We start from the raw sequence: 14,776 nt of genomic DNA on the forward strand, positions 1-14,776 counted from the left end.
TCTCAATCTCTTTGTTAACAGAAGATCGATTGACTCATATTCTTTCTTTGTAAAAATTTACTTAAAAAAAAAGAGGGTATACCCTCCTTAATTAATAACATTGACATACTCCCCGTCGTAAACGAGCGGGGATTCTTGACACTTCATCGGATGATGCAACGCCCGGTTGTCTTACTCTTCCTCCATGTCCGTTTAGAGTCGTGGCAATGCCCTATCCCGACTATATGTATCGTTTTGTTTTAACTAACAATACTTTTGTTTTGCTTCCAGGTTGGATTATAACCATTGCCCTTCAGTCTTTCCCTATTTCTTGAGCAGTCCCGGTTTCAACTCTGATGAGTATATATCGCTGCACTATACGGCGGGGATTTCAACCACCTACATTCTGGCACAAAGCCGTCCTGGAAGGACGGGGCTTCAAACCCAATTTCTTGGTGATGCCGATATTATTCGACTGTCACCGGAGGTATTTCTGAGGATACCTCTAATGTTGCTTCGGGTGTAGCTTCCGTAACTGGTTCGGATGTAGCTTCCGTAACTGGTTCGGATGTAGCTTCCGTGACTGGTTCGGGTGTAGCTTCCGTGACTACTTCGGGTGTAGCTTCCGTGACTGCTGCGGTTGTTTCTTCCGGCAAATCTTCTTCCATTGCTGAGGGCACATCTTCGAGTATTTCATCGGAGAGTTCATCGGCATCAGTTGAATCAGCAGGAACTTCTATCCCAGCTTTAGCTTGCTTTTGGGCCAGCATTTTTTCACGGAACTTAGCAGCCATTTCCTCAGCTTTCTCGTATACCAATTCACGATTTTTGACCATCGCGCCCGGTTCCGGTTCCAACTGTTTGGTGGAGAGAGAAATCCGGCCTCTTTCGGCATCCAAGTCAATGATCATCACCTTCACTTCGTCGTTGACATTAAACACGCTATGAGGCGTATCGATGTGATCGTGCGAAATTTCCGAGATGTGTAGCAAGCCGCTGACGCCGCCGATGTCGATAAAAGCACCGTAGGGCTTGATACCGCGTACTGTACCGATGACCACTTCCCCGACTTCGAGGCGGTTCATCTTGCGCTCAACTAAGGCGCGACGATGACTTAATACTAGGCGGTTGCGGTCTTCGTCTACCTCTAAGAATTTCAAGGGTAATTCTTCGGCGACTAATTCTTCCTTCGGTTTGCGGGTGCTGATGTGAGAACCGGGAATGAAGCCTCGCAACCCTTCTATTCTCACCAGTGCGCCGCCACGGTTAGTGGCAAATACTTGCGATCGAACTGTAGCGTCTTCTGCTTGCAGTTGTCGCACTCTTTCCCAGGCGCGCATATACTCAATGCGTCGAATGGACAGGGTTAATTGTCCGTCTTCATTTTCATCGGTGAGGATGAAAAATTCTCTGGTTTCGTTTGATTGCAATACCTCTTCAGGGCTTTCGACTCGATTGATCGACATTTCCTGAATGGGAATGTACGCTGCTGTTTTAGCACCGATATCAATCAGAGCGCCCCTCGGTTCTATACTAAAAACTGTACCCGCTACTACATCGCCGGGGCTAAAGTGATAGTCATATTTATCAAGTAAGGCCGCAAAATCTTCGTGAGTAAAGCCGATGTCTTTGACTGTGGTTTTGGTATTGACCATGCGAATAGTTTCCTAGGATTTCTCTCCTTCATGTTTTTCGTTTGCAGGCAGATACTAGAGATTTTGCTGAAAAAGTGGTTAACTTCTTGCAAAATCTTTTACGAAAGTCAGTTTTTGCCAACTTTTGCCCGGTGCAACCGTACACCGGCGCTTGCCATTGCTCTTAATTCCAACTCTGTGTTAAAGCGTTTGATTTTTAACATTCAGAGTCCAGTGGATTATTATACCTTATCGGCATACTGCTTTTAAATTAATTTAGGTAGGGAAACGGCATTGCCGTGTCCTGAGTTGCCTGAGAAGCATCCGGACACGGCAGTGCCGTGTCCCTACCCGATGGATTATTTTAGGGTAGGGATACGGCATTGCCGTGTCCTGAGTCAACTGAGGGTGCAACCGGAATTGACATAACGCAGGATTCCTGGTTTGCTCGATCGCACGACTCATCCGGTTCCGACAAATCCGATTCATTTTCTGGCCCAGTTTCTGGGCACAAAGCTGCGTCAAGGGGACTCTGAAGGTGATTCAGGGTATCGACAAAATCTCGAATGCCCCGAAATTGCCGATATACAGAGGCGAAACGGACATAAGCGACTTCGCTGAGTGGCCGCAAATGTAATAATACTAATTCTCCAATGTTAGAACTCGTGACTTCCCGGAGCGATCGACCTTGCAGTTGGGCTTCGATTTCTTCTGCGAGGGTTTCGAGCTGTCCCGAAGACAAACCTGTTTTTTCGCAGGCCCGAACCAGTCCTCTGACTAATTTTGACCGATCGAAAGATTCGCGCTTCCCGTCCCGCTTAATCACCGTAATCGGCACAAATTCTATGCGTTCGTAAGTTGTGAAGCGGTGCTGACAGCTCAAACATTCGCGCCGCCGACGGATGCTTTGACCAGATTCGGCTGAACGCGATTCGAGAACGCGGCTATTTGTGTGTTGGCAGGAGGAACAGCGCATGATTGCTGATTTTAACAGGTGTTGCCAGCAAATTGCCATTCATCTAACCGCCCGGGGGTCTGATGAATAGCTGGACTAGAAAAATTACTGAGGATACAGTGCTGAGGATGTGTCTCAACTTGAGCTAAAACCTAGTTCTAGACTGCTGTTTGATGGCTAGGCCCGATCCCCCCTAGCCCCCCTTAGGTCGGGGGGACAAGAGTGTCTTGCGTCCCCCCACTATCCGGGAGGACAGCAGTTTTATCTTTCGTCCCCTGACTATCGAGGGGGCGGAAATTCTCTCAAAGTCCCCCTTCTTAAGGGGGATTTAGGGGATCGAGACTCTGCTATAAACAAGAGATACAAAGGTTTTGAGGCCATTGTTGACACCCCTTGGCTGCCAGCGTATAGCTAATTATTTGCCAATCCGGGGTGGTTCCCGAAAGGCTATCGCAAAAAATAGTACACCTAAGGCTAAAGCCAGAATCAAAATGTAAGCAACGCTTTCCATGTTAAATTTTCCCTATCTTCCCTTGCCGTATTATTTTATCAGAAAATTGGGTTGAAAACCCCGTCCCGATCGGACGACTTTTTTACATTGTTAAGTAAAATAACAAATCCATCTTAACAAATGAATATGGTAGAATAACTAGACCAGACAAGATGTAAAAACCTACCCCCGGACTGGGGGAAAGTCTACGCCCAAAACATTTTTGAGGAGATATGACTACGCAGCTAGGCTGCAAATGTAGTCAGCCTGGGAACCCACGCTTGCGCGGGATATTTTGACAGAAATGTCTTAAGAATCCCCGTACCTTAAGGTCGGGGAGTGTCAATAACTAAAAAAACCCGGTTTCTTGAAGAAACCGGGTTTTTGTGCACCGGGGAAGTTTCCCGATGTACTCTTCGGCGGCAGAAAACTAGATAGATTCTTCTCTTCTTGTGCTCTTGTCGCCCAGTTTTTGGAACAAGCCCCACTCGACTTGTTCTTCCAGGTCAGCCTCAACTCCAGCAAACACGTCGCGGAAAATAGTCCGAGAACCGTGCCAGATATGGCCGAAGAAGAACAGCAAAGCAAAGCAAACGTGTCCGAAAGTAAACCAACCGCGAGTTGAAGTACGGAAAACACCGTCAGAATTCAAGGTTTCGCGATCGAATTCAAATACTTCACCCTGTTGGGCGGCGCGAGCAAACTTCTTAACATCTAAAGGATTCTTAAAAGTTTGACCGTTCAGTTCGCCACCGTAGAAGCTGACAGTAACTCCGCTTTGTTCAAAGCTGTATTTTGATTCAGCACGGCGGAAGGGGATGTCAGCGCGAACGACCCCATCTTTGTCCGTCAAAATTACTGGGAAAGTTTCAAAGAAGTTCGGGAGGCGTCGTACCGACAATACCCGACCTTCGTTGTCAGTAAATACTGCATGGCCCAACCAAGTTTTAGCAATACCGTCGCCGTTGACCATCGCGCCAGCACGGAACAAACCACCTTTAGCAGGAGAGTTGCCCACGTAGTCGTAGAAAGCCAATTTTTCGGGAATTTGCTCGTAAGCTTGTTGGAAGCTTTGACCGGCGGCCAAGCTAGCTTGAGCTCTGCGATCGATCTCTTGTTGGAAATAGTTGCCGTCCCACTGATAGCGAGTCGGGCCGAAAAGCTCGATCGGAGTAGCAGCAGAACCGTACCACATCGTACCCGCAACCACGAAAGCTGCAAAGAACACAGCAGCAATACTGCTAGAAAGTACAGTTTCGATGTTACCCATCCGCAGGGCTTTGTAAAGACGTTCCGGCGGCCGCACAGTCAAGTGGAACAAACCGGCAATTACGCCGACTACACCCGCTGCAATGTGGTGAGCGACGATGCCACCCGGATTGAACGGATCGAAGCCTTCAGGGCCCCAAGCAGGCGCCACTGGTTGGACGTGACCGGTCAAGCCGTAGGGGTCGGAAACCCACATTCCCGGGCCAAAAAGTCCGGAAAGGTGAAATGCCCCGAAGCCGAAGCACAGCAAGCCGGAGAGGAACAAGTGAATGCCAAACATTTTTGGCAAGTCGAGGGCTGGTTCGCCGGTGCGAGGATCTCTGAAGAGTTCCAAATCCCAGAATACCCAGTGCCAGACTGCTGCTAAAAACAGCAAACCGGAGAGGATGATGTGAGCAACAGCAACGCCTTCAACAGACCAGAAGCCCGGATCGACGTTAGTTTCGCCGGTGAGGCTCCAACCGCCCCAAGAACCGGTGACTCCTAAGCGAGCCATGAAGGGTAGCACGAACATCCCTTGACGCCACATCGGGTTAAGAACTGGGTCTGTGGGGTCAAAAACTGCTAGTTCGTAAAGGGCCATTGAGCCGGCCCAACCAGCCACGAGGGCAGTGTGCATTAAGTGTACAGAAATCAATCGACCTGGGTCATTTAAGACGACTGTGTGTACGCGATACCAGGGTAGTCCCATTGACTGCGGTTCTCCAAGGTGTAAGTGATGATGTCTATTTTGACGGAAAAATCAGATTCTCAATGCCGTGCAGTTACCTGCGGGCTGTAAATTCTGACGAGTGCCGAATCCTTTCTACCGCTTCTAAAAACCTACAGAAATCTGTAAATCAAACTTAGCGGTCTATGTTTAGCCTAGATCAAGTGCTATAAGCTTCCTGATTGCTCAGGTTGGCCTAATCTTCCCAGTTAGAGACTGCCCTTATTAGCAGAGGACTTCCATATTTGATTTTTTGATGATTAATTTGTGCCAAGTGTGTTTCTGTGGTTTTCATGCCCAGTCAGCTTTAGCAACCCGCACCAATCAAGCGTTTTTCCAGTTTATAACGATTTATTGCTCGGCGATCGTCAAAGTCTGAAAAATCTAGACAAGTCTAGATTTTTCGGCTACTGTTTTAAACCCTCACAGGGGTGGAGGCATAAAAATGAAAGTTATTTAAAGAAGTGTATCGAGTGTTAGAACCGATTGCAATATGTTGGGCCTTACATTAATTGCGGGTTCTCGATTTCGCAGCGGGTGGCGATCGTCCCGAGGCGTTCGAGGACTTGCTCGGCATCGATCAGTCTGGTGAGGGTGACGCTGCCGATATTTTTTGCCGGATCTGCGGGATCGGGAGGGGCACAGGGTTTGACTTCTACCATGAGCACGGCGTCTTCTACGCGGTAGAGCCACATTTTTTCGTTGCGATCCAACAGGGAGAGCTTGAGCTGTTGGATGTCTGGCTGGCGCCTCCAGCCGGCTGCTGTCCACTCGCCGCCAACTCCCCAGACGCGCCCCACTTTCCAGCCGTCGGATAAGAAGAAATATTTCATTTGCTGTGTGCGCTTGTTAATTATTTTTTTGTTATAGCATTCGGCCGAAGCAAGAAGGAAGTTATGTTAGGGTGCCGAGTGCGGGTACAATAATGTGGCGATCGCCTACTTAAGAATTTTCCCCTGCGATCGGCATCCTACTGACTGACTTACAAAGAAACCGGGTGTCGAGTTTCCCGATCGCAAGTTACCTGTTGTAAAGGAATCTTCACAACGAATTCTGTCCCTTTACCGGGAGCAGAAATACAACTAATTTGACCGCCGTGTTGTTCGACAACAATTTGGTGACTGATAGATAAACCCAATCCCGTGCCACTCCCTACAGGTTTTGTGGTAAAAAACGGGTCAAACATCTTTTTTACCACTGCTTCACTCATGCCAATACCGTTGTCAGCAATCCGAATCACTGCGAATTGACTGGGAGAATTTTCGGGAGTAATTGTCGCTGACAACTGATTGTAAGCTCTTGCTGCTTTGCCTTTGCCAACTCCCGAACATTCTGCTGTTTCCAGCTCAGTATGAATCTCTATTTTGGGGTAAGGTTGAGTTTCTAGGGCATCAATGGCATTATTTAGCAAACTGGCAAACACCTGATTCAACTGACTGCTGTAACAGGGAACTTCCGGCAGGTTGCCGTAGTTTTTTATTACCTCAATCTCTTGAGAAATAATGCTGCTCCCGCTTTTTTTGCTAACACCTTTACCTCCCGCTCGGTGCTGGACGAATAGTAAAGTGTGATCGAGATTTTGATTGATATCTACTTCTTTGATGCCGGATTCGTCGAGCTTTGTGAAAAACTTTAACGATTCAACAATTTGTTGGATGCGCGATGCTCCAGACTCGATTGACTGCATTAGCCGCGACCAATCTTTTTGCAAAAAATCTAAATCTATACTCTCAGCGAGTTGTTGTATTTCGGCTCCGGGTTCTGGATATTTGTTTTTGTAAAGTTCCAGGAGGTTGTTTAAATCTTGGAAATAGTGGCGGGCTGGATTGATATTGCCCAAAATAAAACTATTGGGATTGTTAATTTCGTGGGCAACTCCTGCTACCATTCTCCCGAGACTTAACATTTTTTCCGTTTGAATCAGTTGGGATTGGGTGCGTCGGAGATTGTCTAATGTTAATTTTAATTGAGTAGCTTTTTCTCGTTCCCGCAGTTCGCTTTTTCGCAGTTCCAGTTCGGCTTGTTTGACAGCGGTGATGTCGCGGCTGACAGATAAGACAGATGCAATTATCCGATCGCGCTTAAATTCAGGAACCATGCAAACTTGATAAAATTTAGTGCCTGATTTTGTGAGAAAATTAAACTCAAAGCACTGTTCGGTGCCGTTAGCGAATACGGCGCACAAAGCTGCTTCCGAGAGCATCACCACTTCCTCAGACATTCCTAACTCTCGATGGGTTTTACCCGTGAATGCTGCGGCGGGGATTCCTGTCGCTAATTCGGCTGCTGGATTGACGTAAAGGTGGCGCAGTTGCTTGTCAAATCGGGCAATCATATCCGGGGAATTTTCCGCTAAGGCCCTGAATTCTTGTTCGCGGCGGTATGAGGTTTCTTGTGCAAGCTTTTGCTCGGTAATGTCGTAAGTCATCATTAGAATGCAGTTGGTGTCGCCAATGCTAATGATTTCTGCGGATATGAGGACACACTTGATATTGTCGAACTTGGTACGAAACTGGAATTCTTGTTTGTAAATACTGCCGGATATGTGCAAGATTTCTAAGAAACGATCGCGATCGCCCAAATTCTCCCATAAATTGATTTGGCGATCGGTTTTTCCCAAGATTTCCTCGGGAAAATAGCCGGTGAGGTTGCAAAAGCTCTGGTTGACTTCCGTTAAGTATCCCTTTTCCAGTGTGGCGATTGTCATGGCGGCGGGGCTGCTGCGAAAAGCTTTGGCAAATTTTTCTTCGGAAAAGCGCAGGGCTAACTCGGCTAATTGGCGCGATCGCACTTCCGATCGCAACAGCATATTTTGTTGTTCTAATTGTTTGGTGAGGTTTCGCAGTTGTAGGTGAACGTTGATGCGGGCGATCGTCTCTTCGTGCTCCAGCGGTTTAGTGATGTAGTCTACTGCACCCAAAGTCAACCCTTTCACTTTATCCGCAGCCTCGGAAAGAGCTGTCATAAAAATTACGGGAATGTCCTTAACTTCATCTATTGATTTCAGGCGGCGGCAGGTTTCAAATCCGTCTATTCCCGGCATCATCACATCTAGCAAAATGATATCTGGCAAGATTTTTGTGACTCTATCCAGCGCTTTTTCTCCCGTTGTAGCTACAAAAATCTCAAATCCGTATTCCACTAAGAAATATGATAATATGTTAATATTAGCGGGTTGGTCGTCTACGATTAATACTTTGCTTTTTGGCTGAGTCTGCATATTTTTATGTTTGAAAATCAACGAAATGGCTCACATAAAGTAGGTTGATTGGGAGTGTCTTAACCCAACATACAAGAATATGAGAAGGCATTGAATAGAGAAACAGAGTTGCTTGCCACAAACTCAACCTGAAAGCCGAGATGTTGCATCGCTGTTACTCGGCTGCTTGAGTTTGGTAGAATTTGGTGCAACAGATCGGATGTAGGAGATGGAACCCTTATAGAAATCTATTCTACTATTTATTCTTCAAATTTGCTCGGTTATATCAACTTTAGAGTGTGAAAAACTGGGTTTCTGGTGCCGTGACGTACAACTGCCATACATACCAGCGGGAGCATCTCATTTTCGCAAAAAGGATGTTTTTTACAGTGCTGTCCCCGCTCGCGTGCTTTACACAGCACGCGAGCGGGGACAGCACTACTAAAAATGCAAAAATAAGATGTACCCAATACCAGCGATGGCGATCGTCGCGCATCCCAACGCTTACGTTTGACTGGCCATGACTTACTTACCAGAAAGAATTGGTTGAAAGCCCGCCCGTCTTTGAGGGAGAAATTAAAATCAGACTATTCATTACTCCAATCCTCTTCCTTCTAGGTAGAGGTCGCTCTCAAACTGTCAAGCGGTCAACTGTCAACTGTCAACTGTTGAAGTATTTTCCCTCTCACACCCTTACTATTTATACTGCAAGTTTGCTGGCTCCGAACGATTTTTAGGATTGAGGCTATAACTGCTTGTTAAATCAGATTATGAGGATTGAACTCCGTACTAGGAAGCAATTTTAGTCGCCCGGATTTAAGTAAGGCCCAATTAGTTTAATTATCGCGTCATCGTCATAGCGATCGACTAACTGCCAAATTTTCCGAGCAAATAGGGCATAGGTCGGATTTAACTCTTGCAGGCGCTGTGCTTCGTACTTAACCTGCTCGAAATTACCGATTTGAGCGGCTTCGTACAAATAAAGTAACTCTTCGCGGGGAGGCATTTCTACGTCTTCTGAGCCGATCGCCAATTCAGAGAAAGTACGCGCGATGGAGTTATCCCGTAGGGAATCGCCCGAAGCCTCAAAAATCCAAATCAGTCCCAGATAATTCTGTATTTTTGCCAAAAAATCATCAATTATAAAAAATTTACTGATAAAATCAGTGTAGCCTATTTCCTCTTGCTTTTCCAACTCCAACTCGAACAGCCCGCTAGTAGCAATCAAGATTGGCGTCTCCCGAAACATTGGCAAACAACGCAATTGAGCGCAGAGTTCAAAACCGCTGATTCCAGGCATCAACAAGTCAGCAATAATTAAATCCGGTTCCTGGGAAATCGCTATTGCTAAACCTCTTTCACCAGAATCAGCCTCAATTAACTCAAAACCCAGCGGTGCTAAAATATCCACCATCAAAGAGCGATTTTCTGGGCTATCGTCAACAACTAATATTCTACGCCGTTGACCTTCATAACCTGTAATTACGGGTTGCTGTGGTGGTGGCAAAACTGGTAGGAGCACATCTGCGAGGGACAATTCAATCTCAAACCAAAACGTACTCCCAACACCCCAACAACTTTCGACTTTGAGTTCCCCTCCCATCAGCGAAACTAAGGTTTGGGCAATGTTTAATCCCAAACCCGTCCCTTCTGTTTTCTGCCCGATTTCGTTCACTTGTTCAAAAGGTAGAAATATTCGTTCTATTGCATCGCTAGTAATTCCGATGCCTGTATCTTTAACTTGAAAGTGGATTTTGGTAATTGGGAAGGCGGGACTTGCATTAAATAAAAAATCTGATTCCTGGCCCCCGCTCAATATTCCTGCAACAGGTTGACTGTTCTCAATTACCTCTACCTTAAAAAGTATGCTACCTTCATCAGTAAATTTAATCGCGTTACTTAATAAATTCAGGAGAATTTGACGCAACCGCTTTTCATCGACAGATACAAAATCCGGAATTTTACCTGCTATTTGGGTGACAAAGACCAGGTTCTTTTCTTCGGCTTTGAACCGAAAAATTTCTAATATGTCATTGAGAAAATCCGACAAACAAACATCGTTAACAGTTAACTCCATCTTTTCAGCTTCAATTTTAGCCAAATCTAAAATATCATTAATTAAAGTCAGCAACTGAGAACCGCACTGCTGGATCGTGCGAATTTGCTCTTTGTCGCGGGGAGAAAAATCTGGCTGTCGGGAAAGTATTTGAGTGTAGCCGAGAATGGCATTGAGGGGAGTACGCAATTCGTGGCTCATATTGGCAAGAAAGGCACTTTTAGCAAGGGATGCGACTTCGGCGGCTTCTTTTGCTCTTTGGAGTTCGGCAATGCGATCGCTCACCTTTTGTTCTAAAGTGCGATTGTAGTCTGCCTGCAACTTTTCGGCTTTTTTGCGATCGGTGATGTCTTGAGAAGCTGCGATCGCGCCGATAATGTTGCCAGCTTCATCAAACAGCGGCGTACTAAAAACTTCTAAAGGAATAGTGCGATCGGGCAAACGAATTTCTATGTCTTCCACTCTCACGGTTTCTCCTTTGAGCGATCGAGCGACTGGATTTTTTTCAATTGAATATAATTCATCTGTTCCTGCATCGTAAAGTCTAAAAACTTTTGCTATTTGCTCAATTGTAGACTCCGGTATAGTTTGGATATTTACTAACTGTCGCGCTATCTGATTTATGTAAATCAGTTGTCCAGTAATATCATGAACTGATACTCCCACCGGCATAGCTTCGAGGATTTGTTTCATGCGGCTTTCACTGTCGGTTAAGGCAGCATTTAAAGATTGGAGCGATTTGAAAGCATATTGCAGTTTGTCTGCCATATAATTGAACGAATTTGCCAATTGCCCGACTTCATCAGCGCGATCGATCTCGACATTTGTATTCCCTTCATTGTTAGCTAGAGCTTTGGCGGCAGTATTTAAGCATAAAAGTGGCTCTGTTATCCATTTGGCTGTGAAAATGCCGACAACAATTGCTCCCGTTAAGGCAGTCGCACATAGTATAATTGTGGTGAGATTGTTGGCGTCAATTTCTGCCATAAAATCAGATTCTGGGATGACGATCGCAATCAACCAATCTAAACCAAAATTATCCTTGTAAGGTACTACTTTGAGTAATTGGGATTGGCCGTCAATTTCAAATTCAAGGTGTTGAACATGATTAATTTGGGAAAAATCGCCAAAGTGATTCGTTAAAAATAGACCCGTGGCGCGGATTGTAGCATTTGGGCTTGCCGTTAATTTTAATCGATTAAACTGCTGGTTGCTCAAAATATAGGGATTGTCGGGCCCGGAATTGGCTACTAACAACCCGCTGCGTTCGATAATAAAAATTTTTGCCGACTTGCTAGTTTTTATGCTATCGAGAAAATTGGCAATCTTTCTAATGTTGAGGTTTACCGAAAAGACTCCCAGCAGTTCCTTTGTCGCCTCATCATAAATCGGTCGATTGCCGTTAATTACTAAATCTGTATTGTTACCGACTTGAAAAATATTACTCCAGGTGGATTTCCCGGCAGCTTTAGCAGCTTGGTACCAAGGCCTATTTGTGGCATCAGGTTGTCGAAAAGTTTTGTATAGTTTGGTTCTATTACCTAGCAAGTCTGGAACATACATATTGATGATGCCCCGATCGAACTCATCCGATCGCATAATCAGATTCTGTCCGATAGTGCGATCGCTTCCCACGAAGTCTCCCCGTTTGCTACCAAAAATAATGGTTGTCGGCGAATCGAACTGTTTGAGTTGAAACGAAAGGTAGCGTTCGAGTTGCCGCAAATCTTGTAAATTGATTGTTTTTTGGCGCACCGCATCGGCGTTAATGCGGTTGATCGAATGAGGCGCAGACAGATATGTATCGAGGTAATGTACGACGCGATCGCCAATTTGTGCTGCTAGCCGATCTGCTAGGTTGTTAACCGCCTTTTGCCCGTTTGTATAGGAAAGATACCCCACCAACCCCGCAGTCCCGACAATTTGCAGCACAAACGGTACAATCAGCACTGTTCGTAGCGGGATTTTTTTGAGATGGGCAGTTAGGCGATAGACTGTTTTAATCGACATGATAAAACCGTGCTTATCAAAGTGGGGAAATTGAACGATCGCACTTAGTAACGCAAGGATCTCGCTGACTGAGAGTTGGCAGGCTTTTTCTTTAAGCTCTTGCAGAAATATAAAAAAGCACTCCAACAATGGTTGGTATTTGAATTATAGTACATTGGAAGGCGTGGGCGATCGAATCAAGAGAAATCCGACAGCGACAACTTCCGCAAAGGAGGACAAAAATAAGCTAGGAAATTAAGGTGCGATCGAGTAGTGGGAATATTTTTACCCTAGTCGCTACCGACGGCTAAATTCTGTATTTCTTCCGATCAATATAATCATCAATATTATTCAGCATATGAGTTAGATATTTCACCAATTTATCTTTATCATCAACTAACTTGCTCCAAAGTATTTGACTCAAAGCATCACAAAACGAAACATTTCCATGTGCCAAATCGCATCGGATCTTAACCACAAAATTCAGAATGTCATCTATTTCTCTACTCGCAACTCCTAAATTCCCAAAGAAGCCATACATATCTATGAGTTATTTGATAGTTTTAGCATCCAAATTTCCCGATATGGGAATATTAGATGAATCTAACGAAACCATCTCATCATCCAAAACCGATTTAATTAATTCCCGAAGATTGTCAGCGATCGAATCTTTTTTGATATATGAGTCTCTGAAACTTTTACTTTTATCATTCAGCAACCACAATCTCTTGATTTTCGGACTTAAATCTTTATAAGTTAATTGCTCGATTAAGATAATATCATGAATTGCTGTTATGCCGTTTCTAATAGAAGATTCGACGAGATTGTATAATAGCAGATAACAATGAGACTGCAAGATTTTTTGAATCTCGCTATCAACAATATATTCACCTGATGGGAAGATGATTGATTTAGAAGATAATGCACCAAGTTGTTCAATCTTATCTACTAATTCAAAATATTTCTGAATTTCTGCCACTCGCCTGTTAAAGTCTCTGATGAACTCTTTCATAGGCTTTGACTTAAAAGTGGTTTTTTAACATCATATGTCTTCAGTTTAATTGAAAAATCTGTCGGTACGCAATTCAATATCTTCTCAAGAGTTGATGCGACAAAACACTTCATTTATTACTTTCTCATCAGCCTTGTCTGAGAGAACGATCGTTCTGATCGAAGTGTTTTTAAACTTTCTTTGGCGTGAAGGTGCGAGATCCTTAAAATAGGAACCATTTAGAGAATCTAGTGTTTGGAGGTTGCTCAATTGGAACTGATTTGTCAGGAAAGCTGCCAGAGTCATCACCCTCTGAGCTCCATCAACAATCGCTATTTTTCCAGTTTCTTCGATTTCTGCGACAATCATGGCAGCAATAGGCACACCAAGAATAATCGATTCAATGAATCGAGATTGATGATTAATACCCCATCTCAAGTTTCTGTGAAATTCAGGGAGATAAATCTCACCGAGCCCGGCATCATCTTGTTCCAGGTATTTATCGACTATGAATTCGATGGCATATTCTGTGGTATAGTAGTCAATCTTTTGCTTTATTTCGTCAATCTGCTCTTCGGCGATATTGATGATGTCTTGCCTAAGTGCTTGAGACATAAGAACGAACCTGCGTTTATAATAACAAGGACATACAAAGATACTTCAACCTTGGTTGGTATCTGTATTATAATACATTGGCAGGCACGGGCGATCGGGGTTTTGATTAAGCTTTCTTAATTTACAATAAATTTATTGTAAATTAATAACTCCATTGATTGAGAACAACAAACTGATTATTGAGGTCATATTCTGCTATCTCTAAATTATCAATTGCCTTTACTATCGCCTGATAACTCATATTCTTAGAAGCTTCAGAATCTTGGTAAACTGCCAAAATTCCTGAATGTTCTGGGTTGGCTTGATGTAATTCCTGAAAGTCATCACAATTGCGTGTAAGCAGGACTCTTTCATTTTTTCTAGCAGCGTCTAGCACGACTGAATCGGGATGATTCATTAAATTCAGTGTATTGACTGTGGCTACATCATGACCGGCTGCTTGAAGTAGATTAACCAAATATTTTGCTTGAGAATCTTCGTCAAGCAGCATTTGTAGACTCAAGTCGAACTCCTTTTGCTTCCAATCGATAGCGTTCTTCGTCTGCTTCTAATTTTAAAAGTTCCTGATGATTCTCACAGTAATCAATCGCTTCATAGATAGCAGACAGCGGTAAATCCCAATTTTCGGCGGCTTGTTCGGGTGACATCCCATTAGCAGTCATGTCTCGCCAAATAGTCGATGCCAGTAATTTACGTCCTTTAATGTACAGTTGTTTGCGCCAAGCATGAGGACGTGCAACTAAATATTGCCAATTCTCGATTTCTGGTGTAGTTTGGAGCGATTGAACGATCGCACTTAGCAGGGCCAGGCGATCGCTGACTGAGAGTTGACAGGCTTTTTCTTTAAGCTGTTGCAAGGACATATAAAAATACTCCAACAAAGGTTGGTA

The 14,776-nt window shown here is 44.5% G+C and carries 10 protein-coding genes and 1 pseudogene; all 11 read right to left on the reverse strand.

The features are described 5' to 3' along the window. Positions 1–446 precede the first annotated feature (446 nt). On the reverse strand, positions 447–1,634 hold the full coding sequence (locus JGK36_RS07845; RefSeq protein ID WP_293183180.1) for a 30S ribosomal protein S1: 1,188 nt from the start codon (positions 1,632–1,634) through the stop codon (positions 447–449). A 343-nt stretch (positions 1,635–1,977) separates the two neighbouring features. Continuing rightward, positions 1,978–2,589 carry a transcriptional regulator NrdR gene (nrdR, locus tag JGK36_RS07850; RefSeq protein ID WP_293183214.1) on the reverse strand — a complete coding sequence of 204 codons (612 nt, stop codon included), beginning with the start codon at positions 2,587–2,589 and terminating at the stop codon, positions 1,978–1,980. Positions 2,590–2,983: 394 nt separating this feature from the next. Beyond that, complete coding sequence (locus tag JGK36_RS07855) at positions 2,984–3,079, reverse strand: photosystem II reaction center protein T (RefSeq protein WP_083622085.1); 96 nt, start codon at positions 3,077–3,079, stop codon at positions 2,984–2,986. 409 nt (positions 3,080–3,488) lie between these two features. Continuing rightward, positions 3,489–5,018, reverse strand: coding sequence for a photosystem II chlorophyll-binding protein CP47 (gene psbB / locus JGK36_RS07860; RefSeq protein WP_293183178.1), 1,530 nt, complete (start codon positions 5,016–5,018; stop codon positions 3,489–3,491). 521 nt (positions 5,019–5,539) lie between these two features. Beyond that, on the reverse strand, positions 5,540–5,869 hold the full coding sequence (locus JGK36_RS07865; protein ID WP_293143313.1) for a hypothetical protein: 330 nt from the start codon (positions 5,867–5,869) through the stop codon (positions 5,540–5,542). Between the two features lie 149 nt (positions 5,870–6,018). Beyond that, the gene (locus JGK36_RS07870) at positions 6,019–8,256 is read right to left on the reverse strand and encodes a PAS domain S-box protein (RefSeq protein WP_293183176.1); all 2,238 of its coding nucleotides are present in this window, start codon (positions 8,254–8,256) and stop codon (positions 6,019–6,021) included. A gap of 781 nt (positions 8,257–9,037) precedes the next feature. Continuing rightward, positions 9,038–12,301, reverse strand: coding sequence for an ATP-binding protein (locus tag JGK36_RS07875; RefSeq protein WP_293192237.1), 3,264 nt, complete (start codon positions 12,299–12,301; stop codon positions 9,038–9,040). 286 nt (positions 12,302–12,587) lie between these two features. Continuing rightward, positions 12,588–13,292, reverse strand: a pseudogene (locus JGK36_RS07880) (MAE_28990/MAE_18760 family HEPN-like nuclease). An 84-nt stretch (positions 13,293–13,376) separates the two neighbouring features. After that, positions 13,377–13,886 (reverse strand): DUF262 domain-containing protein, encoded by a 510-nt coding sequence (locus JGK36_RS07885; protein WP_293183172.1) that lies wholly within the window; start codon positions 13,884–13,886, stop codon positions 13,377–13,379. 142 nt (positions 13,887–14,028) lie between these two features. After that, positions 14,029–14,376, reverse strand: a complete 348-nt coding sequence (locus JGK36_RS07890; protein WP_293183170.1) for a DUF5615 family PIN-like protein — start codon at positions 14,374–14,376, stop codon at positions 14,029–14,031. Beyond that, entirely contained in the window at positions 14,366–14,749 is a 384-nt protein-coding gene (locus JGK36_RS07895) for a hypothetical protein (protein WP_293183168.1), read from the reverse strand. The genes JGK36_RS07890 and JGK36_RS07895 overlap by 11 nt, the downstream gene beginning before the upstream one ends. Positions 14,750–14,776: the final 27 nt, after the last annotated feature.

Source organism: Microcoleus sp. PH2017_35_SFW_U_B (assembly GCF_020737865.1).
Classification (GTDB): domain Bacteria; phylum Cyanobacteriota; class Cyanobacteriia; order Cyanobacteriales; family Microcoleaceae; genus Microcoleus.